The sequence below is a fragment of the Pantanalinema rosaneae CENA516 genome (assembly GCF_050753385.1).
Lineage (GTDB): Bacteria > Cyanobacteriota > Cyanobacteriia > Leptolyngbyales > Leptolyngbyaceae > Pantanalinema > Pantanalinema rosaneae.
In genome coordinates this window covers 83,180-102,607 of sequence record NZ_JBLZFZ010000012.1, presented here as the reverse complement: position 1 = coordinate 102,607, position 19,428 = coordinate 83,180, and the positions used below count along the sequence as shown (strand labels likewise).

Annotated in this window: 23 protein-coding genes; 10 read left to right on the top strand and 13 right to left on the bottom strand. The window is 50.1% G+C overall.

Annotated features, from left to right (window positions below; all coding sequences use genetic code 11):
* Window positions 1-28 precede the first annotated feature (28 nt).
* Together ACN4EK_RS09460 and ACN4EK_RS09455 are read right to left on the bottom strand one after the other, a co-directional pair.
* The gene (locus tag ACN4EK_RS09460) at window positions 29-1,156 is read right to left on the bottom strand and encodes a hypothetical protein (RefSeq protein ID WP_431657594.1); all 1,128 of its coding nucleotides are present in this window, start codon (window positions 1,154-1,156) and stop codon (window positions 29-31) included.
* Between the two features lie 254 nt (window positions 1,157-1,410).
* A complete protein-coding gene (locus ACN4EK_RS09455) occupies window positions 1,411-2,193 on the bottom strand; it encodes a precorrin-2 C(20)-methyltransferase (protein WP_431657593.1) in 783 nt (260 codons plus the stop codon).
* A gap of 79 nt (window positions 2,194-2,272) precedes the next feature.
* Between ACN4EK_RS09455 and ACN4EK_RS09450 the strand changes: the two genes are divergently transcribed.
* Window positions 2,273-2,968 carry a lipase family alpha/beta hydrolase gene (locus tag ACN4EK_RS09450; RefSeq protein WP_431657592.1) on the top strand — a complete coding sequence of 232 codons (696 nt, stop codon included), beginning with the start codon at window positions 2,273-2,275 and terminating at the stop codon, window positions 2,966-2,968.
* A gap of 48 nt (window positions 2,969-3,016) precedes the next feature.
* Here the strand turns inward: ACN4EK_RS09450 and ACN4EK_RS09445 are convergent, their stop codons facing one another.
* Window positions 3,017-3,436: a hypothetical protein gene (locus tag ACN4EK_RS09445; protein WP_431657590.1), complete on the bottom strand. Its 420-nt coding sequence runs from the start codon at window positions 3,434-3,436 to the stop codon at window positions 3,017-3,019.
* Window positions 3,437-3,537: 101 nt separating this feature from the next.
* Between ACN4EK_RS09445 and ACN4EK_RS09440 the strand changes: the two genes are divergently transcribed.
* From ACN4EK_RS09440 to ACN4EK_RS09420, 5 genes are read left to right on the top strand one after another with little or no spacing between them, the layout of a single operon-like run.
* Entirely contained in the window at window positions 3,538-3,687 is a 150-nt protein-coding gene (locus ACN4EK_RS09440) for a hypothetical protein (protein ID WP_431657589.1), read from the top strand.
* Entirely contained in the window at window positions 3,659-4,531 is an 873-nt protein-coding gene (gene folD / locus ACN4EK_RS09435; RefSeq protein WP_431657587.1) for a bifunctional methylenetetrahydrofolate dehydrogenase/methenyltetrahydrofolate cyclohydrolase FolD, read from the top strand. The genes ACN4EK_RS09440 and folD overlap by 29 nt, the downstream gene beginning before the upstream one ends.
* Window positions 4,532-4,792, top strand: a complete 261-nt coding sequence (locus tag ACN4EK_RS09430) for a hypothetical protein (protein ID WP_431657586.1) — start codon at window positions 4,532-4,534, stop codon at window positions 4,790-4,792. It begins immediately after the preceding gene.
* A 27-nt stretch (window positions 4,793-4,819) separates the two neighbouring features.
* Window positions 4,820-5,746, top strand: coding sequence for a geranylgeranyl diphosphate synthase CrtE (crtE, locus tag ACN4EK_RS09425; RefSeq protein WP_431657585.1), 927 nt, complete (start codon window positions 4,820-4,822; stop codon window positions 5,744-5,746).
* A 36-nt stretch (window positions 5,747-5,782) separates the two neighbouring features.
* Window positions 5,783-6,256: a divergent PAP2 family protein gene (locus ACN4EK_RS09420; protein ID WP_431657584.1), complete on the top strand. Its 474-nt coding sequence runs from the start codon at window positions 5,783-5,785 to the stop codon at window positions 6,254-6,256.
* Window positions 6,257-6,342: 86 nt separating this feature from the next.
* Here the strand turns inward: ACN4EK_RS09420 and ACN4EK_RS09415 are convergent, their stop codons facing one another.
* A complete protein-coding gene (locus ACN4EK_RS09415) occupies window positions 6,343-7,143 on the bottom strand; it encodes an LmeA family phospholipid-binding protein (RefSeq protein WP_431657583.1) in 801 nt (266 codons plus the stop codon).
* 194 nt (window positions 7,144-7,337) lie between these two features.
* Between ACN4EK_RS09415 and ACN4EK_RS09410 the strand changes: the two genes are divergently transcribed.
* The 3 genes from ACN4EK_RS09410 (at window position 7,338) to ACN4EK_RS09400 (ending at window position 9,908) form a co-directional block, all read left to right on the top strand.
* Window positions 7,338-8,039 carry a hypothetical protein gene (locus ACN4EK_RS09410; protein ID WP_431657582.1) on the top strand — a complete coding sequence of 234 codons (702 nt, stop codon included), beginning with the start codon at window positions 7,338-7,340 and terminating at the stop codon, window positions 8,037-8,039.
* Window positions 8,040-8,160: 121 nt separating this feature from the next.
* Window positions 8,161-9,384 carry a phospholipase D-like domain-containing protein gene (locus ACN4EK_RS09405; RefSeq protein WP_431657581.1) on the top strand — a complete coding sequence of 408 codons (1,224 nt, stop codon included), beginning with the start codon at window positions 8,161-8,163 and terminating at the stop codon, window positions 9,382-9,384.
* Window positions 9,381-9,908 (top strand): ComEA family DNA-binding protein, encoded by a 528-nt coding sequence (locus ACN4EK_RS09400; protein WP_431657580.1) that lies wholly within the window; start codon window positions 9,381-9,383, stop codon window positions 9,906-9,908. Before ACN4EK_RS09405 ends, ACN4EK_RS09400 begins: the two co-directional genes overlap by 4 nt.
* Window positions 9,909-9,910: 2 nt before the next feature.
* Here ACN4EK_RS09400 and ACN4EK_RS09395 read toward each other — a convergent pair whose 3' ends face one another.
* On the bottom strand, window positions 9,911-10,603 hold the full coding sequence (locus ACN4EK_RS09395) for a response regulator transcription factor (RefSeq protein ID WP_431657579.1): 693 nt from the start codon (window positions 10,601-10,603) through the stop codon (window positions 9,911-9,913).
* A 101-nt stretch (window positions 10,604-10,704) separates the two neighbouring features.
* Window positions 10,705-11,016 carry a hypothetical protein gene (locus ACN4EK_RS09390; RefSeq protein WP_431657578.1) on the bottom strand — a complete coding sequence of 104 codons (312 nt, stop codon included), beginning with the start codon at window positions 11,014-11,016 and terminating at the stop codon, window positions 10,705-10,707.
* A gap of 105 nt (window positions 11,017-11,121) precedes the next feature.
* On the opposite strand from ACN4EK_RS09390, the gene ACN4EK_RS09385 reads away from it, so the two are divergent.
* Entirely contained in the window at window positions 11,122-11,637 is a 516-nt protein-coding gene (locus tag ACN4EK_RS09385; RefSeq protein WP_431657577.1) for a hypothetical protein, read from the top strand.
* Window positions 11,638-11,856: 219 nt separating this feature from the next.
* Here the strand turns inward: ACN4EK_RS09385 and ACN4EK_RS09380 are convergent, their stop codons facing one another.
* The 7 genes from ACN4EK_RS09380 to ACN4EK_RS09350 all read right to left on the bottom strand — a co-directional run bounded on the left by ACN4EK_RS09380 (window position 11,857) and on the right by ACN4EK_RS09350 (window position 19,269).
* Window positions 11,857-12,966: an endonuclease/exonuclease/phosphatase family protein gene (locus ACN4EK_RS09380; RefSeq protein ID WP_431657576.1), complete on the bottom strand. Its 1,110-nt coding sequence runs from the start codon at window positions 12,964-12,966 to the stop codon at window positions 11,857-11,859.
* A gap of 88 nt (window positions 12,967-13,054) precedes the next feature.
* Window positions 13,055-14,125: a ribonuclease T2 family protein gene (locus tag ACN4EK_RS09375; protein ID WP_431657575.1), complete on the bottom strand. Its 1,071-nt coding sequence runs from the start codon at window positions 14,123-14,125 to the stop codon at window positions 13,055-13,057.
* A gap of 277 nt (window positions 14,126-14,402) precedes the next feature.
* Complete coding sequence (locus ACN4EK_RS09370; RefSeq protein WP_431657574.1) at window positions 14,403-14,576, bottom strand: hypothetical protein; 174 nt, start codon at window positions 14,574-14,576, stop codon at window positions 14,403-14,405.
* A 110-nt stretch (window positions 14,577-14,686) separates the two neighbouring features.
* Window positions 14,687-15,529 (bottom strand): VanW family protein, encoded by an 843-nt coding sequence (locus ACN4EK_RS09365; protein WP_431657573.1) that lies wholly within the window; start codon window positions 15,527-15,529, stop codon window positions 14,687-14,689.
* 112 nt (window positions 15,530-15,641) lie between these two features.
* Window positions 15,642-16,187, bottom strand: coding sequence for a hypothetical protein (locus ACN4EK_RS09360; protein ID WP_431657572.1), 546 nt, complete (start codon window positions 16,185-16,187; stop codon window positions 15,642-15,644).
* 331 nt (window positions 16,188-16,518) lie between these two features.
* The gene (locus ACN4EK_RS09355) at window positions 16,519-17,910 is read right to left on the bottom strand and encodes a (Fe-S)-binding protein (protein ID WP_431657571.1); all 1,392 of its coding nucleotides are present in this window, start codon (window positions 17,908-17,910) and stop codon (window positions 16,519-16,521) included.
* 3 nt (window positions 17,911-17,913) lie between these two features.
* Complete coding sequence (locus tag ACN4EK_RS09350; RefSeq protein ID WP_431657570.1) at window positions 17,914-19,269, bottom strand: FAD-binding oxidoreductase; 1,356 nt, start codon at window positions 19,267-19,269, stop codon at window positions 17,914-17,916.
* Window positions 19,270-19,428: the final 159 nt, after the last annotated feature.

The following is a 19,428-nucleotide window of genomic DNA, read 5'->3' as shown; positions in this document are numbered from 1 at the left end:
TTACTCAACAGAGGCAGTGCTAAATCTGTTAAGAAGCGGGTTTACTCTCTGCGGCAACAGGGGGACAAACGGCTTCTGCCGCTGGGAAGGGCAGCTTAAACAGTAAAAATTGCACGTCTTTCTCTGACTTAAACTCTTTTTTGGCAATATACTCCAGGGCAACTTTATCCAACCCTTTGTAGCCAGAAGAAAGCACCAGATAGGGCTTGTCACCCGCGAGTTTACCGTCTGGTTGCACGATCGCTGCCACCTGCACTTCAGCCGCCTTCGGCTTAAAGGAACAGGCTTCGGATGGGTAGAGCTTGGCAATTTCCGCTTCCATTTGTTGCTTCTCTTCCTTGTCCGGCAGTTGCCAATCCAGCTTACCTGACAGGTTTTTGGCACTATCCGTTAAGCTCTCCATATTCTTTTTATAGGCTTCCAGACTGGCATCTCCCGCATTAAACGTGCCATACATCTCCTGCAAATAGGCTTGCTGTTGCGCCGCCGCTTGCTCCTGCTTTTCCTCCTGTTGAATACGAGCCACCGTTGCCGCATCAAGTCTGCGTCTCGTCGATCGCGTTAGATCCTCAGACTGCAAATCCGCCGCCGAAGGGGCTGGCTGTGGTTCGGTTTGCTCCGGCTGGGGAGGAACGGTTTCTGCTTCTGCTGCCGCTGTTTTTTCAGGTTCAGGCTGCTCAGCCGGTTGGGATTTCTTTAAAGCGGGGATATCCTGAAACGTTAAGGGTGCCCGTCTGGCTGGCAATGGAGCCGCTAACTCAGGCGGATAGTTCACGACTGGAGGCGGCGGTATCAGGGGAAAGTCATAGAGCGGAGCATCCTCTGTGTCTGTTTGAGTTGCAGGGTTGGGTACCGCCTGAGAGGTCGGTGTTTGGGGTGTCACCATTGGGGCGGGAAACGCCTGACTCAGCGCCGCAGATGGCAACCGACTTTGTTCGGCTGGGCTCAGTTCAATCAGTTGCACCGTTTCTTGTTCTTGCGGCTGTTTCGATTGCACCGACGATAGAAATGGTAAGCCTGCGAGGAACAAGCCATGCACCCCGAGGGAAGCCACTAACGCGATCGTGGTCGGTTGCCGAATGGAATGCAGGATCGTGCCTAAACTGTCCTGCCGGGATGGGGGAATTAAGGAATCGGGTGGAAGGAAGTCAGACATAGCCAGATCAAATAAGCAATGGAGTGAGAGGGACGATAGACTCAGGCTCAGAAGATTGGGTGACTGGAGATCATTCGGGTCTGAATGGTTGAGACAGTCGGGGAGAGAAAAAAGTTGCCGATTGAGCAACGATTCCACTGCCTAAGATAGCAGGTGCAGTTTGGTGACTGGGATCTGAATCCGGCGATCGCACCCGATCCAGAAACAACTACAGCATCTAATCTGATTTGGAGCCCTTTGAAGCCATTAGTCAGCTAAAAGTCGGATTCAGCTGAATCAATCATTGGTTTTGTCAGCACACCTGATGCCTGCGCCTTGGCAGTAACCTGAACAATCAGTAACGAAAAGTAAGGGAGTTCTAAATCTGGTTGAGTTTGCAGGTGCGTATAGATGCGTTGTTGCGGTAGCGTTGCCCAGGCGATCGCGTAACTATGCGGTAACAGGTCGTATTGCTGTAACAACTTCCAGACTTGGGCATAGACGGAACTCACTTTCATTAATACCACTACATCTGCCCACGGCAATACCGTTTCCAATTCCGTAACCGTGTATAAAGCCGGGAGTACGACTAAGCGTTGTTGCCGAAAGGTGAGGGGAATGCCTAACGCTGCCGCACTGGCTAAGGGCGAACATACACCAGGAATCGCTTGAATTGATACTTGGGGATGACTTTGTTGCAATGTTTGCGCCAGGTAGGTAAACGTACTGTAGAAACTGACATCCCCCTCGGAAGCAAAGGCGACATCCTGCCCCTGCGCCAGATAAGACCAAATTTGGTCAGCCGCGAGTTGCCATGCTGCCCGCAAAACTTCCGTATCCTGCACATAGGGAAACGTCAGAGGTAGTTGGATTTGATTCGGTTGTAGCCACTGGGCGATCGCCTGTTCCGCAAATCCCGGTTTGCCGCGTACCCCCGCCGGAAATGCCACGATCGGGGCTTGCTGAAGTAGCCGTAACCCTTTGACCGTCAGGAGTTCCGGGTCGCCAGGTCCCACACTAATGCCATAAAGTGTGCCGTAAGCCGTTGTGCTGGTCACTAATTCATTTCCCCCGAATTTGCCATTCTAGATTCTAGAGTGGATGAATAACTTTATAATTCGTCACTAATTTGGGGCTATGGTGTTACCAACTGTAATTTTGCCGGGATACCTGGCAGGTGCGATCGACTACAAAGATCTAGAACAGGCGCTACAAGCTCAAGGCATTCCAGCGATCACCGTACCCTTGCGCTGGCAGGATTGGCTCCCAACGTTAGGCGGGCGATCGATGACCCCGATCCTGCACCAAATCGATGCCTCCGTCCGGCAGTTCTTACAGCAACAGGGGAGCGACAAAATTAATTTAATTGGTCACTCGGCTGGCGGCTGGTTAGCCCGGATTTATTTAGGGGAGCAACCTTACTGTATTCATCCCAGGGATGGGCAGGAGTGTTTGTGGCATGCCCGTTCCCATGTGGCAACCTTAATTACTTTGGGCACCCCCCACACTAGCCTGGAGCGCTGGACTCGCAAGAACCTCGATTTTGTCAACCAGACCTATCCGGGGGCGTTTTACCCCGATATTCAGTATGTCTGTGTGGCAGGTAAAACCATTTACGGCAGTCGTCCGGCAAACTGGCTTGCCTACAGTAGCTACAAACTCACCTGTGGTACAGGCAATTGCTGGGGAGATGGCATTACCCCGATCGCGGCTGCTCACCTCAACGGTGCCGAAAACCTGATTCTGGAAGGTGCCAACCATTCTCCTCGTGCCGATCGTCTCTGGTATGGCTCACCGGATTTACTGTCAGTCTGGACAACATACCTGAGCTAATCCTCCGCCTCTCGATCTCCCCATCTCTCCTATCTTTAATCTGCTCCTCTATAACCGCTCCTGCTGCTCGATATACAGTTCATTCTGCTCCCGTTGCTCCCACTGGATGGTTTGATACCGCAGCACACCCTTAATGGTCACCTCCTCCCCTGCATCAGGAATGGCGGTTTTTGCTAAGACCCAAATGCTGCCAGTATCATCCGTTAGTTCATACACGGTGCCATCCAATAAAGGGGCGCGGTTTTTCACAGTGCCTTTGAGGTAGACCGTCGGACTCGCTTGAGTTGGGCGAGATAACTCCCGAATACTGACGGTATTCGCTGTAAATTTGGGTAGCAGAGCCGAGTCGGAAGAGCTAGCGATAGGTTGACAGCCCATGCAGCCAATGAGTAAACCGACGAAAGCCAGCCGCAAACTAATGAGGCTTCTGAAGGGAACGATCGCGTGAGCAATGGTCTGGAAGTTCATCGCAAAACCAGCTAACTGAGCGCTGTGATAGAAAACTATCGTTGTGTTAACACAAAGTCAGCCGATCTGCCTAATCAGAAATGCCAGGTTGTCAGGCAATCATGAGCCAAGATCCGGCAATTTCAGAGGACATCTGCGGCTATCAATGGCAGAATTTGGGTTGGACGATCGTAATGCCATTGCACCTGCGATCGCTAGAGATATTTGATTGGCGAATTACCCATGTCTGCCTCAACCGCACAACTAATTGATGGAAAAGCCCTGGCTCAACAGATTCAGGCAGAGTTGACCCAACAGGTTCAGACCTTGCAAGCCCAAAAGGGTCGTCCACCGGGATTAGCCGTATTGATGGTCGGCGACAATCCTGCCAGTGCGGCCTATGTCCGCAACAAGGAAAAAGCCTGTAGCCATATTGGCATCGCCTCCTTTGGGCAACATTTACCCGCTACCGCCACCCAAACCGAATTAGAGCAAATCATTGATGCCCTCAATCAGGACGATCGGGTGGATGGCATTTTAATTCAACTACCCTTACCCGATCACTTAGATTCGGTGGCATTACTGAATCGCATTCACCCCAATAAAGATGCCGATGGCTTACATCCCGTCAGCCTGGGGCGGTTAGTCCGGGGCGAATTGGGTCTACGCAGTTGTACCCCTGCTGGAGTCATGCGTCTATTGCAGGCATACGACCTGGATCCGAAAGGGAAGCACGCTGTGGTGATTGGACGGAGTATTTTAGTCGGTAAACCCATGGCATTGATGTTGCTGGAAGCCGATGCCACTGTGACGATCGCCCACTCTAAAACACCGGATCTGGCAGCGATCGCTCGGAGTGCCGATATTCTGGTGACGGCGATCGGTCGCCCTGGTTTGATTACAGGAGATATGGTTAAGCCAGGAGCCATTGTGATGGATGTCGGCATTAATCGGATTACCGATGACAGTGGCAAATCCCGTTTAGTCGGAGATGTGGATTTTGCTTCCGTTCAACCTGTGGCTGGATTTTTGACTCCTGTACCGGGTGGTGTTGGGCCCATGACCGTTGCCATGCTAATGCAAAACACCGTTTGGAGTTGTCAGCAGTTCGGCTAGATGCCGCGATCGCATCTTTTTGACTATTTCTCGCAAGCAGCTACCAAAGCCGATGCCTTCAAGCATCTCCCCTGGTTAATCGCTGTGCCTCTACAAACAAAATCATCAGGTGACAGCACTACCAGGGCAGGAAGTCTAGTAGACTTCTTGCAGGGACAATTTTTGCTGCCGACGACTGAAGCCCCATTTTCTCACCGTACATCCGGGGGAATTGCCAATATCAGGCATTTGGGAGATTTTTTTAGTGTGGTTGAGAGATAAGCGATGATTACTGGGAGAGATACGGGAATGGTATTGACGGACACTGGCACATCATTCCAGACAGAAGCTCATTTTGACCTATCGGCTTACTTGAAAGAACGGCAAGTTCAGGTTGAAGCGGCACTCGATCGCTCCCTGCCGATTGTCTACCCAGAGAAAATTTATGAAGCCATGCGCTATTCCCTCATGGCTGGAGGCAAGCGCCTACGACCGATTTTGTGTCTGGCAAGCTGTGAGTTGATTGGGGGCACGATCGCGATGGCAATGCCCACTGCCTGTGCCTTAGAGATGATTCACACCATGTCGCTGATTCACGATGATCTGCCAGCCATGGATAACGATGATTATCGGCGCGGCAAACTCACTAACCACAAGGTCTACGGTGAGGATGTGGCAATTCTGGCGGGAGATGGGTTACTCGCGTATTCCTTTGAGCATGTCGCGGTTGCCACGCAAAACGTTCCTGCCGATCGGGTGTTGCGCGTTGTTGCGATGTTAGGGCGGGCAGTCGGTGCGGCTGGCTTGGTGGGTGGACAAGTGGTGGACTTAGAATGTGAGGGTAAACCCGATGTGTCCCTCGAAACGCTGAACTTTATCCATAACCATAAAACGGCAGCACTCCTGGAAGCATCTGTGGTTTCAGGTGGCTTGTTGGCAGGAGGATCGGATGCCGAACTTCAGCAGCTCTCTCGCTATGCCCAGAATATTGGACTCGCCTTCCAAATCATTGACGACATTCTAGATATCACAGCAACTCAGGAAGAACTGGGTAAAACGGCAGGCAAAGATTTGCAAGCCCAAAAAGCCACCTATCCCAGTATCTGGGGATTGGAGGAGTCTCGTCGGCAGGCTCAAACGCTGGTTGACGAGGCAAAAGCAGAATTGGCTAGCTTTGGCGATCGTGCCATGCCGCTGCAAGCCCTGGCTGAATTTATTACCGCTAGAAAACACTAAACCTTTCTCCCTAACCTCTACCCCTCTCAAACCGACATGCAGGACTTTGGCAATATTATTAACAACCATGTGCTGCTGGTTGCACTGGTGGCGTGCCTCACCGCCCAAGCCATTAAACTCATCGTTGAGATCGTTAAAAACCGTAAGGTCAATATCCGGGCATTGGTTGAAACCGGCGGTATGCCCAGTGCCCACTCCGCGTTGGTGACGGCTTTAGCCACGGGTGTGGGTCAGAATGCGGGCTGGGACAGTTCTGAATTCGCGATCGCGGTCGTGTTCGCCGTCATCGTCATGTATGACGCCGCCGGAGTCCGACAAGCGGCGGGCAAGCAAGCCCGAGTGCTGAATCAGATCATTGATGAATTCTTCCAGGGCGACCACCACTTTAACGAAGATCGGCTGAAAGAGTTGTTAGGTCACACGCCATTTCAAGTCATTGTTGGCTCGATTCTAGGCATCGTTATCTCTTGGGTGGCACAACTGGCGCTCGTAGGCGCTAGGCCTGCTTAGATAACCTACCAATGTTGCTAGAACGAAGGGGAACACCGGTTGATTGTGCTCCCCTGTTTCAGCATCTTTTGAGAATGGTAATGGCTCTACTGCCCCGTTTTGGGGAAGTGTTCGATTTGCGCGTAGCCACTGAAAATTAATTGCTGACCTTGAGTTTCCAGGCGATTGATCCGCATAGTGACACCATCTAAATCAAACCGATCGAGATCAACCATATTGTTCAAAATTTGAGCAAACGCCATCGTTAACACCTCCGATGTGCCCCGCAGGGACTCTGGCACAACATCCGGTTGAAATTGAGGGTTTTGAAACAGAATCCGCCGCCGTCGCTCTACCCCCAACGTTGCCAGGAGGCTAATCGGCACACTGCCATTAGCTAATTCTGTCTTCGCAAAGATTTTGATTTGGTTATTCGGCAGCAATTGCAAGTTGATATCGGTAAACGACACCGGCTCTCCACCCGATAACGCCATTAACTCCGGTGTATCCAGATTGCGGAGGTGTTGCTTGACTAACTCAGCCGTGAACGCATGGTTAATCCCCTGTTCCGACAGGGTAACTTGCGCGATCGCTTGAGTCGGTTGGCGCAACCGCAGGCTACCACTGAGAACAGAGGCAAAGTCGATCGCCACGGCATCCGTCTCAAAGGACATTTCCTCCACATAAAAGTCGCGGCGGATCACCAGATTGCGTCCGCTCATCTTAAAGCTATCAATGCTCCCTTGCAGCAGCTTGCTAGAAGGGTGACACCGAATGGCTACATCCACCGATTCGCTCTGGGTGAACAAATGGCGAATCGATTGGCTGGCAACTGTGTTGAGCATGCGCTCCCCAAAGTCTACGCCAGGAGGGCTAACTGTAAATCCTCCAAACATGCCGTCTTTCACCTAGAACGTTTCCTTCCTATTTTGTAACAGATTATGAAGTATCGGCAATGTTAATTGATTGGCTGTCTTAGCAGGGGGGATAAAGTTTTACTTATGAATGGAGTGGAAAGGTAGGGGAGATGGGGGTGATAGGGAGATGGGGTGATGAGGAGTAAGACGGTTTTCCTCCTGTCATGGTTGTAGCGGACAAGCTAATGTGGAAGGAAACTTGCGATCGCGGCAGCACGACGATGATTCCTGAAGCTTTCAATTCCATGTTTGGTCAAGTCTTTTCCAGCGATTTTATGCCCCAGTCGGGTACAGAGTGGTCTGGGTTTAACCCAATGGATATGCCGTTTGAGGACATGATTGGGTGGGGAATTGAGGGAGCCATCCTCAACACGGAACTGCGGGTCTTGCTGCAATCGATTAAAGCGGCAGGAGCCTATTGCCGGGGAGAACAGGAACTTGCCCAAACGGAAGCATGGCAGATTCTGACGATCGCCACGGATGCCCTGAAAGGGGGCTGGATTCGGGGCATGGCGATTAGTGTGATTAAAGCCTTAACTGGGAGTAGCGCGTTTGCCACATTGGGCTTTATGGTGTGTACGCAACTGATCCCGACGCTGCTGAAGGTGATGCAGAACGAAATGACGCTGGAACAAGCCGTCTCTCAAGTGGGACTCCGCCCCTTACTGAGTGGACTGGTGACAACGGTGATGCTGCTGTTCCCCGCGATCGGCATGGTGCTGGTGAGTGCGGTCGTCTTACGGGCAATCTGGCAGGAAATTTCTCCTGAATGGAAGGAATCGATGCAACAAACCATGACTGACAACCTGAAAGCTACCCAACAATCGGTTGATGCCCTGCTGGAACAATTTGCCCAAACCACCTGGAACTGGGCAATGGGCGGTTAAACGGCTTAGGCTGAGACGATCGCGCTATCCGTGGGTACTCTGGCATGTAGGAGTAATTTTGCCATCGGGAAAAATCATGGCGGATTGCTGACGAGCATACCCTTCAGGATGGCAAACTACTGTGGTGCAATTTTCTTCTGGTAAATCCTGGCGCTGGGCGATCGTGGCTCTCCTAACGGGGGGACTAGCCGCCTGCCAAACCGGACAATCTCAACCGCTCCGTCCCGAGCCGTTACCGCAGGATGAGTTGATTCAGGTTTATACCAATCATGAACCCTCTGCCAGTTACACGGAACCCTATCGGCAGCAAACCCGTGATGGGCATGATTTAGAGCAGATTTTGATTGACACGATCGCTCAGGCGGAACGAACTGTAGATGTGGCAGTACAGGAATTGCGGTTGCCCAAAGTCGCGGCGGCACTGGTGGAACGGCAACAAGCGGGGGTCAACGTGCGGGTGATCCTAGAAAACACCTACGCCCGTCCTTTCAGTCAATTCACACCGGCAGAGGTCAATCGTTTACCCGATCGCGAACGCAGTCGTTACCAGGAGTTTCGGGAATTAGTCGATCGGGATCAGGATGGTCAACTCAGTCCGGCGGAAGTAGCTCAGGGGGATGCGCTGGTCATCCTCGATCGAGCCAAAGTCCCCCGGATCGATGATAGGGCGGATGGCTCTGCTGGTAGTAACTTAATGCACCATAAGTTTCTAGTTGTGGACGATCGCACCTTGATCGTCACCTCCGCCAATTGGACGACCAGTGATGTGCATGGCGACTTCAAAACTCCCAGTAGCCAGGGTAATGCTAATAATTTACTCAAGATTAACAGCCCAGAACTGGCAAAACTCTTTACTCAAGAGTTTAATCTGATGTGGGGGGATGGTGTAGGAGGCAAGCCAGATAGTCGGTTTGGGGTCAAGAAGCCGTTTCGTCCAGCGAGATCGCTCCAGGTCGGGCAAACCCGAGTAGACGTACAGTTTTCCCCCAGTAGCCGCTCGATTCCCTGGGAACAAACCAGTAATGGCTTAATTGGCAAAACCTTAGCTACCGCCCAGCAATCGATCGAGATGGCGCTATTTGTATTTTCCGATCAGCCATTAGTCAATCAGATCCGACCTCGACATCAACAGGGAGTAGAGATCCGAGCATTAATCGATCCGCAATTTGCCTATCGATCGTACAGTGAAGGATTGGATATGTTGGGGATTGTCCTGCCAGAAAATTGTCAGCTAGAACCTGGCAACACTCCCTGGCAACCCGCGATCGCTAGTGTCGGCGTACCTCGGATGCCCCTGGTGATCTGCTGCATCACAAGTTTGGCATTGTCGATCGGCAGATTGTGATTACGGGTTCCCATAATTGGACAGCCGCCGCGAACACGGGCAATGATGAGACAGTGTTAGTAATCCATAATCCCGTTGTTGCCGCCCATTACCAGCGAGAGTTTGAGCGATTGTATACCAACGCCATTCTGGGAGTTCCACCGGCAATTCGCCACAAGGCAGCCGAGCAACAACGGCAGTGTGCCAAATTACAGGCGACAGCCGCAACAGCGATTTCAGGTTCACCGAGTGATCGCCCACCCTCGCCCACGCCTCAAGTTCGTCGTGCAACCACCCGCCCCCAGCAGGCAGCTAACCGGACAACCGTTCCAGCCCAACGATCGCCCCACTCTAATCCACGAGTTAACCTGAATACGGCGACTCAGGCAGAACTGGAAGCCTTACCTGGAGTTGGGCCTAGTTTAGCCAAACGAATTATCGCAGCCCGTCAGCGTCAACCATTTCGATCGCTCGCGGATCTCGATCGGGTATCTGGAGTCGGTCCGAAGCTGCTGACCAAACTCAAGGATCACGTCACCTGGTAGGGCTATTTCGTCAACCCATGTTCCAGGGCAAACCGAACAAGTTCTGTGCGGCTATTCGTCCCGGTTTTGCTAAATAAACGGCTGACATACTTTTCGACATTCCGGACACTGGTATCCAGTCGTCGGGCAATTTCTTTATTCATCAAGCCATCCACCACCAGTTCCAAGACACTTTGTTCCCGGGGGGTGAAGTCAAACTTAAGCGGACTCGGGGTTTGAGGCAGTGCCCCCCGTTGCTGCAACATGCGTTTAATTTCTTCGATTTGCCGTACCACCTCTTCAATTTTGTGGGGCTCCCCATCCGAGGCAGCGGCTTGAAGTGATTTTTGTTTTTCTAACAGGTTAGATACGATCGCCACCAATTCCTCTGGATCGAAGGGTTTGGAGAGATACGCATCACATCCCGCGTTATAGCCCTGAATCCGATCGGTGGTCATGCCCCGCGCCGTCAGAAACACGATCGGTAGGGTTTTGAATTGGGGATCGTCCCGCAGTTGTTGCAAGAATTGGTAGCCGTCTATCTGGGGCATCATAATATCGGTGATCACCAGATCCGGCGACTTTTGCTGGGCGAGTTCCAGACCTTCGCGGGCATTACTGGCAACATCCACTTCAAACCCACTGTCTTGCAGATAGGCTTGTACCGCTTCGCGTAAAGCTGGCTCATCATCAACCAGTAACAGGTGTCCCGACATCTGGCTTCCTTGCTCCTACATGCGTTACCTTCCCTATTCTAGCGATTTCATCGATCGGCGGAACGCTGAACCCTATGCCCCGCCCCCGATAATCAGGGAGGTTAACTATTAGAACTGGCAGCACCAGACACAAAGGCATTAATGATCGGAGCAACGGCTTGTAATACCGGGGAAAGAATCACGACGGAAGCTCCGGCAATAATGATAGTAGTGGCCAACCGGACAACCTGATCAGACGCTTTTTGATAGGTATCAAATTTATAATCAATTTTTTCCAGGTTAGTTTCTAACTTGCCTAGATTAGTTTCTAACTTACCGAAATCTGTCTCCAGACGATCGAGCCGCTGGTTAATCTGTTGCAGTTCGCTTAAAACCTGTTGTTGCAAACTTTCGGGTGAATCACTGGCTGGCATAACGCTAGAGAACGCTCATGGCTTGATCTATCCCTATGATACTCCCTGATTGGTTGGCGCTACTCCTGTAGAGTAGTGAATGATTCGGATGCCAAGAGGTGACCTATGAGCAATTTCATCTGGAACCAGCAAATTACCCCCATCGCCATGCTGACGATCGCGATCGGGTCTACCTGGATCACGGCTCAAACACCCCCCCGGAAAACGCCGCCAAAACCCGTTCCGCCGATCCCGCCCCAAGACCGGATTTTGTTACCGAATCCCTATAAAGTCTATACAAATGGGGCATTGGTTACGAATGCGCCCTATCGGGGGGCAACTGAAAGAAATCTGCCGACTATCAACTCCTTCACTGGCACTCCTGGATGCTATGTCGCCTGTTATTCTCGTCGGGCAAGCAACAGTGTTTATCCGGTTGGTGGAGGTATTTATGTGATGGGACAAGTCCGAGTGCCCGGGAGTTATGCCGGACGAATTTGCCAACCTAAAGGATTTGAGGATGCCGATATCAGTGCTGAATTCAAATTCAAACAGTTATGTATGGAAAAACTATCCAGTGTTTGTCGTAACTATTCCTGTTGGGCAGGGGGAGATACTGGCGGTTGGTTTGGCACTCCCTAACTTATAGTCAGCAAATTGTAGATGCCATTGGAGCTTTGTGTGTCACGATCGCGCCCAATCAATTATTCGTAGATCAGTACAAGTAAAGAGAAAAAACCTATGCTTCAGCAATAGCAAGCTTGTCCCCAAAGAACGGAGAGAAATTGGTCAAAAGCTTCAATAAACCTGATGACTGTACCGATGATTATCACCCATCATGCACATGCAGTACAGTCGAGGTTACGGTAGCTCAATGTCTGCCCAAATTGCGGCATGGTCGGATGCGGCATGAATGGGTTTCGTCATTTCTGCGTAATGGGGGAACAGAGTACCGTTCTTGCCACCCCATACCCCCTTGCGAAACACACCACCCCCAGTCACGCGATCGAACAGGGCGGGAGACAGAAGTAAATAGTCAATTTTCTGCGATGCCGTCCCATTGCCATAGGTTCCGGGTCGTCCATCGCTGACGAACAATGGGTGCATACTAATATCTCGCAGATCTGAGCCATTCGCTAACAGTGGCTCTAGCGGTTTGCTGGTGGGGATATCGTTTAAATCGCCCGCGATCGCGATCAACTCAATCCCCTCACGGCGGCGTTGCTCGTAGATCTCCCGGACTCGTTGCGCCTGCGATCGGCGCTTAGCATTCGACGACGTTTGCGAACCAAATCCCTTACTTTTAAAGTGGTTGACCATCACAAGTAACCTGGTCTGACCAACCCGAATCGTATACTCCGGACAGTCGCGGCTAAAGATGGGAAATGCTCCCTGCATGTCATTGATATGGCTGACCATTAACTCAATTGAATAGCCAGATTTGGTCAGGATGCCAACATCAATCCCCCGTTCGTCATTACCATCAATTAGCATGGTTTCCTGGTAATCCGCCGCGATCGGCTTCAGGAGTTGCTGATTAAAGTGATTTAAGGCAATCCGATCCTCAGCTTCCACGACTGCCAGAATATCGGCATTCACATCTTGAATCACCCGAGCAGTCATCTTCATGGCGATCTCATTCACCGATTGAGTCTTCAGATCTACCCACCCAATCCAATCGCCGCGACCTGTCGCCACAATCTCTGGATCACCAGTGCGGGGACGTTTGAGAAATTCCCCCCGATTCTGTCGCAACACGGCATATTGAGACGTATCACTCTTGAGCAAACCCAGGCGATCAAGGGATGACAGCATCTCAGACTTGATCGCCGCCGTGTACTCAGGCTCTAGCAACAAGTTGTTCAGACGACTATATTCAGTCAAAATTGGCTTGCCTGCTTCCCAATCTTCAAGATTCATCGCTCGGACACGGCAAAACAAATTTTCAACGTTGAATGCAGCGATACGCATACCGGACAGCTCCAACTTGAGATGATGACAGTGCGAACGGTTAGGCGGTTGCAAAGCAAGGTAGGTGGCAACAAGCCTACCCCTGTAATCAATTAAACCCTGCTGGATCGATTTCTCCCAGCGCACAACCCGATGGCACTGTTTGACCGGCTGCTAGCAGCGTTGCGATCGCGGTATCAGGCTGAATATTACCTTTGAGGTTAATCTGAAGCTCGACCACCATATTCTGCTGGTCTTCATCAATATCTTTTTTACACTGCACTTGCACCTTGCTACCTGCACCTGACTTAAAGGCAGTATCAAACTGATCTCGAATTGCCGTTGAGGATAGGAAGTTACCAATATTGCTAGCGAACAGATCCCGCACAGAAGAGTTGTTGATTTGATCTAACAGCGCGATCGACTCTTGGTAATACTCTTCCGGTGAGTCGCTATAGCAAGTTCCATGTTTATACCATTCATGCAGATGGAGGTTTGAAGCCAATCCGGGCATCTTTACAGCGAGTGCCGTGAGGGTTTCATCCGATAGGGTAATTGGTGGTAATTCTGACCAGCGATCGGCTTTATCTAAACGCTCTATTTCACGACTGACGTTGCAATAAACATTTTTACGGGGCTGCGGCCATAACCCATGTAAAACTAGATTGGTCGCATCGAATCTCTCTGGTGTTTGGCTGCGGCATTCGGGCTTATTGGGTTTGGTTTCGCAAAACGAGGGTTGCCAACTTAAGGCAAGTAAATAATCCTGATTGTCTGGTAGTTGAGGTTGATCACTCTGAGCCGCACCTAAAAGCCGTCCACATTGTACTGATACCCAGCGATTCGGCGGATTAGCCCCCTCAATGGTGACTAAGTAATGGGAAGCATTCTCCCGATTTTTGCCAATTACTGGGTAGATCTTTTGCGGATCTAAGCGAATATTACCGGGGTTTGTTCCCTGCCGAATGGAGTTTAATGCAACACAAGCCTCTTGAGGGACAAAGCGATCGTCAAGGGTAATTAAGGCATAAGCCGTTTTAGCCCATAGGGTAAAAAAGAAACATAGGGAGATGGCAAACAACAAACAATTTTTCAGCATTAGCATCATGATTGTCTTCAGGTTCAAATCGTTATCTAAACATGCCAAGATTTCTGAGTGATGCAGTATTCCCTCAGTCATTGCAAAGCGCTTAACCAATCGATTGCTCTAAGTATTAAAGTTGATGATTTTGGTAGTACCCTGTGATCTGATGTATCGTTTTCTGCTCTTGCCTAACCCTTTTTCAGAACTAGGGGAGCAAACCGCTCTTGCTGCGGAACAGCCCTAATCTAGACAACGAATTAGCACAGGGTCATCACCCATAAGGGTACTTTTTTGGTGAGGCAAAAATATCAAATGCTCCTATGAGCTAGAGTCAGATTAGGCTGCTCCTATAGGCTTTAGTCATAGGCATCACTCAAAGATTGTGGAAGAAATTGATAATTCCTTCTTCAGCCTTAATCGCTGGTAAAAACAACTGATATTCCCATCCTTCACCCGCCGGACGATCCTTCTTAGCAATGTAATCTTGTCGAGGCTTGCTCTTACCTTCTGCCCCGGCATAGTATTCTACAGCTTGAAAAATAGTCACTCTAGCAACGGCGTAACTGAATAGGTACAGACACAACACACCAAGCAGTATCGGGTATAACTTTCTCAGCTTTAGCATAGCGATCGCGACGAAAGGTGTAACATCTGAACTTATTCTTCAACGATAATTTCCGCATTGTTATCGTCACAAGGTTTATAAACACTAATGGTATGGTAATCAAGCTGCCACGCTAACTTTTCAGGTATCGGTTTTAATTCGGTTTTTCCGGCTAAATTAGTAGAGCGATCGCGTCTGTATCGCTGGGTTGCCACGATCCAGCCGGGCACCCCTTTTGCCAACGGGGAAGGTAATTCCTGTAAAACAGTCGAGCTCACTTTAACCTGCCAGGGATAAGGAGATTGCCCCCATAAACTTGAAATAACGTGCCCTTGTTCAGGCAATACTTCCAAGCGTAATTGTAGTGGTACGGCGCTATGATTCCGAACGATTAAATCTTTATAGCCATAGGCGATCGCAGCATCCTGCCCCAGTTGGTAAAAACGATTCACGCCATAGGCATCAATACTATGACAATGCCGCTCCAAAATTTGACAGCCGGAGGTCAAAAATAAATGAAACAAGTTAGTAGCAATTAAGCACAACCCTCCTCCTACCCCAGTTTGTACCTGCCCCCGCACAAATACAGGACCTTCCTTAAACCCATTCCGAACCGTTGGATCACCCACACGATGACAGAAGCTGAAGATTTGTCCAGAGTCAAGCTGCAATTGATGAATTTTGCTCGTAGCGAGTTGGAGGTTAGCAATGCGATTGTTCCGAATTTCTGGACTGCCCCGTTCTGGGATTGCAGTAATAGATTCACCCCATAAATAAGGGTAAAGATGGGAATGATGGGAAGTCTGTTGCCGAGCATAAAACAAAGGATAACCCCGGAGTAGGTTCTTAGCATACTTGTACCCAATCCGCAGCGATCGCTTTGATTCTTTCAGCATGAATACCCTTTCTCAAGGAGCTAAACAGAGTGTTGATAAAGAAATCTAGCCTGCCAGGAGTCGATCGGGATAATCGACTATCCTGACTAGTCAATCATGGACTTTACCTTGATCAACTCTTCTCTCGATCGGCACTGCCCTGCACACTAATCCCTTTAAGGATCAAATTTTCCATCATTGCCTCTCCTACTTTGGAAATTTCCTGGTCTTTTCGCTGCAATAACTCATAAAATGATTTACTTCGTTGAACTTGATCTAGTTCAGACTCAATAGCACCTAAATTAATAATCAGATCGGTTTTCCAATCACTTAACACAATCAAGGCATCTGCCGCAGAAATACATCGTTCATAGGGTTTCAAAATCGATGAAACAATCGTTAGCAGTGTGAGAAACAATCCCAGCAACCCTAAAATTGCTTTTGAATTAATAAAATCATTGCTAACCACGTAGGTTAAAAAAGCAGAATAGGTAGGAATTAAGAAAGAAAAGAAATAGTTTGAGTTTCTAAAAAACTTGTGATTCTTCTTGGCAATTTCCAGGTGATAATTATACCGCCCAAAGATTTCGATCAACAGTTGACTGAGATATTGATCAGAAAGGTTAGCTGTTGTATCAACTATTAACTCCTTGAAGTTCCTATCATAATTTTTGGTCATACTCTGACTGCCAGAAAATTCTTACACCTTAATAACTCAGTAAAAATGCACTCCGTTTCTGATACCAAATTAAACGTTCATTGCGATAGCTTGGGTAGGGACAAACGGCGGTTCGCCCTGACAGAAATTTGATAGGCAGCAGTCACCGTTTAAGTCGGTATAAGATCCAAAAATGAGGAAATCAGAACAATAGTCTTCTGCATAATAATTGTCATTAGAGAATTACGCAGAAAGCTTAAATAAATCTTTAGATATAAAATTTAAACCTGACTGTAACGCCGATCCCACAGCCAGCCTGAGATCTAAACTGTTTCCGGGTCACGAGGGCTGCCTAGCGATCGAGGCGAATTCCCCGCATAGAGTAATCTAACAATTGCATGGGATGGAGGACGGGTACAGATTTTCCTTGGAGTTGCAAGTGTTTCGTAATTTGCACAAAACAGCCAATATTGGCAGAGGCAATCACACTAGCCCCTGTATTCGTCAGGTTTTGCACTTTTTGCCGTCCCAGTTCTGCTGCCACATCCGGTTGCAGAATGTTGTAGACTCCGGCACTGCCACAACATAACGCGGCATCTACAGGTTCCCGCAGTTGCACACCCGGAATTTGTTTCAGTAATTGACGCGGTTGCACACTAATTTTCTGCCCATGCAACATGTGGCAAGCATCCTGATACACAATGCTCAAAGGTTGTTCCTGGAGAGGAGACAGTTTGCTAGTTAGACCGACATCTGCTAAAAATTCCTGCACATCTCGCACCTGAGCCGCAAACGCTTGAGCCGACTCACGATAGTTAGGGTCGTCGTGCAAAATCGAGCCATATTCTTTCAGGGTATGCCCGCAACCCGAGGCATTGATCAATACAAAATCGATGTTTTGATCAGCAAAGCTAGCGATCGTCTGTCGCGCTAATACCTGCGATTGCGGCTCCTGCCCCTGATGATGCGTTAAGGCTCCACAACACCCCTGCGACTTGGGAATCACGACCTCACAGCCATTTGCCGTTAAAACTCGTACCGTAGCCTCGTTGACCTCCGGATTAAATAGACGCTGCACACAGCCCAGGAGTAATCCCACGCGATACCGCCTTGTCCCAACGGCTGGAATCACTTCAGGTAAAGTGTCTTGAAAGGCTTGGGGCGGAATCGGTGGCAGCATCGATTCCATGGCCGCGAGTTGCGGCGAGAGTTGGGGCAAAATCCCTAACGATCGCACCAACTTTTGTAACCCTGATCGTTGATATAGCCCTAAGGGACGCAGTAATAAGCGCAGGCGATCGGGATACGGAAAGGTAGAAAAAATCAACCGTCGCAACAGTTTCTCAGGCAGCGATCGGGCATGATTGCGTTCGACTTGCTGCCGGGTCGCTTCGATCAACTTGTCATACTGCACTCCCGACGGACAGGTCGTGACACAGGCGAGACAGCCTAAACAGGAATCAAAGTGCTGCACCGTTGCCGCAGATAGCGGAATCTCACCTTCATTCACCCCATCCATCAAATAAATCCGCCCTCTGGGTGAATCGGTTTCCTTACCAATCACCCGATAGCTGGGACAGGTCGATAAACAAAAACCACAATGAACACAGGTGTCAATTAGTTTGGGATCGGGAGGATGGTGAGCGTCAAAAGATACCGTTTCGTTCAACGCTTGATTCGGATCGATCGCAGTGAAAGAACCGACAGTAGCAGTGATTTCGGGCTGGTCAAACTGAGTCGTCATGACTTAAATTCCCCCCACAAATCGGTGGGGACTGAGCAACGTATGCGGGTCAAATTGCTGCTTAATTCGCTGCATCATCTCCAGGGCGTTTCCGGCATATCCCCACACCTCCACCTGCTGTTTAACGGCAGTCGGAGCTTGCAGGATCGAGAGAAAGCCACTTTTGATTTGGCAGAGGGTACGAATCTTTAACAATGTATTCGTTGGCAAAGCCGGATCAGCAATCACTAAACGTCCCAGACCACTGGCGGCATGAATCTGAACTGACCAGGTAGACATTCCTAACCCAGGTAGTTGCTTCAAGCACATCACCGCGTCAGAGGCACGTACTCCTATTTTGCAAGTAATTGCCTGCTCGCGGCTGGCGATCGTCATTTGTTCTCGCAATTGTCGCCATAGATCCTGTTCGCTTGTTTCTACGGCGGTAGCATGGTGCAAGTTCAATGTCTGACCAACCTCAATCACCCGTTCCACCTGTTGCAGCACACTCGATCGCAACCCCTGGAACCTGACCAATAGACCGATTTCCCCTGCAATCTGTAACTCCTGAACCACCCTTCCCGCGATCAGATCACAACTAATCGGGGTCAATGCAGAACTGAGCAAGGTTTGGGTAGCTTGGGCGATCGCATCCGCCGTTCCACTCAACACCACCGTTTGTGAGGCTTCAGGTAAGGGATAAACCCGAAAGGTTACCTGGCTAATCACCCCCAACGTGCCATAGGAACCTGTGAATAATTTCATCAGGTCATAGCCAGCCACATTCTTCACCACCCGTCCGCCCGCCTTTGCCAGTTGACCATCTGCCCGTACCCAGGAGATACCCAGCAACATATCTCTCACACTGGCATAACGGTGCCGCAGGGAGCCGGTGTCTGCCGTGGCGACAATGCCGCCGATCGTCGCCTGGTCAGGAAACGCCGGATCGATCGCCAAAAACTGACCCGCCTGTGCCAACAGGGCTTGCAAGTCAGCAAACTTCATCCCTGCCTCTACGGTCACGGTCAGATCGCCCACCGCATGATCAATCACGCGATTCATGCGATCGGTGCTAATCGCAATCATGGGTGATTCACCAGGCTGTGATGCTCCCACTAAGCCACCCCAGTCCAATTTACTCCCCGCTCCACAGGGCAAAATCCGCCACTGGTGTTGATGTGCTGTGGTGACGATCGCCGCCAGTTCTGCCTGCGTGGTTGGCAATACCAGACCAGCGATCGCTTGATCAGGGGTCAAGGCACGGGCGATCGCGGCTTTCCAGGTTGCCGTCAGTTGGTCAGCAGGGCAAACATTGGCAGTTCCAAGCACTTGCTCACAGGTAGCAATCATTGCCTCACTTGAGGTAGAACGGACTCCCATACAGTGGGGCTTCACTCCTTCGCGATAGGGCTATTGGCTACTGTAGCAGCAGGATGCCCCCGATGACGCATCACCTCAATGCTCCCTCTGACCCAGAATGCCAGAAGAGCCCGTCAATATATTCTCTGGATGTATAATTTTTGGCTACGGTTTGCTGAC

Bases quoted from the DNA above. Each gene is read 5' to 3' on its own strand.
- ACN4EK_RS09460 (WP_431657594.1), bottom strand. From the start codon at position 1,156: ATGTCTGACTTCCTTCCACCCGATTCCTTAATTCCCCCATCCCGGCAG.
- ACN4EK_RS09450 (WP_431657592.1), top strand. From the start codon at position 2,273: ATGGTGTTACCAACTGTAATTTTGCCGGGATACCTGGCAGGTGCGATC.
- ACN4EK_RS09445 (WP_431657590.1), bottom strand. From the start codon at position 3,436: ATGAACTTCCAGACCATTGCTCACGCGATCGTTCCCTTCAGAAGCCTC.
- ACN4EK_RS09440 (WP_431657589.1), top strand. From the start codon at position 3,538: ATGAGCCAAGATCCGGCAATTTCAGAGGACATCTGCGGCTATCAATGG.
- folD (WP_431657587.1), top strand. From the start codon at position 3,659: ATGTCTGCCTCAACCGCACAACTAATTGATGGAAAAGCCCTGGCTCAA.
- ACN4EK_RS09430 (WP_431657586.1), top strand. From the start codon at position 4,532: ATGCCGCGATCGCATCTTTTTGACTATTTCTCGCAAGCAGCTACCAAA.
- crtE (WP_431657585.1), top strand. From the start codon at position 4,820: ATGGTATTGACGGACACTGGCACATCATTCCAGACAGAAGCTCATTTT.
- ACN4EK_RS09420 (WP_431657584.1), top strand. From the start codon at position 5,783: ATGCAGGACTTTGGCAATATTATTAACAACCATGTGCTGCTGGTTGCA.
- ACN4EK_RS09410 (WP_431657582.1), top strand. From the start codon at position 7,338: ATGTGGAAGGAAACTTGCGATCGCGGCAGCACGACGATGATTCCTGAA.
- ACN4EK_RS09395 (WP_431657579.1), bottom strand. From the start codon at position 10,603: ATGTCGGGACACCTGTTACTGGTTGATGATGAGCCAGCTTTACGCGAA.
- ACN4EK_RS09390 (WP_431657578.1), bottom strand. From the start codon at position 11,016: ATGCCAGCCAGTGATTCACCCGAAAGTTTGCAACAACAGGTTTTAAGC.
- ACN4EK_RS09385 (WP_431657577.1), top strand. From the start codon at position 11,122: ATGAGCAATTTCATCTGGAACCAGCAAATTACCCCCATCGCCATGCTG.
- ACN4EK_RS09380 (WP_431657576.1), bottom strand. From the start codon at position 12,966: ATGCGTATCGCTGCATTCAACGTTGAAAATTTGTTTTGCCGTGTCCGA.
- ACN4EK_RS09375 (WP_431657575.1), bottom strand. From the start codon at position 14,125: ATGACTGAGGGAATACTGCATCACTCAGAAATCTTGGCATGTTTAGAT.
- ACN4EK_RS09365 (WP_431657573.1), bottom strand. From the start codon at position 15,529: ATGCTGAAAGAATCAAAGCGATCGCTGCGGATTGGGTACAAGTATGCT.
- ACN4EK_RS09360 (WP_431657572.1), bottom strand. From the start codon at position 16,187: ATGACCAAAAATTATGATAGGAACTTCAAGGAGTTAATAGTTGATACA.
- ACN4EK_RS09355 (WP_431657571.1), bottom strand. From the start codon at position 17,910: ATGACGACTCAGTTTGACCAGCCCGAAATCACTGCTACTGTCGGTTCT.
- ACN4EK_RS09350 (WP_431657570.1), bottom strand. From the start codon at position 19,269: ATGGGAGTCCGTTCTACCTCAAGTGAGGCAATGATTGCTACCTGTGAG.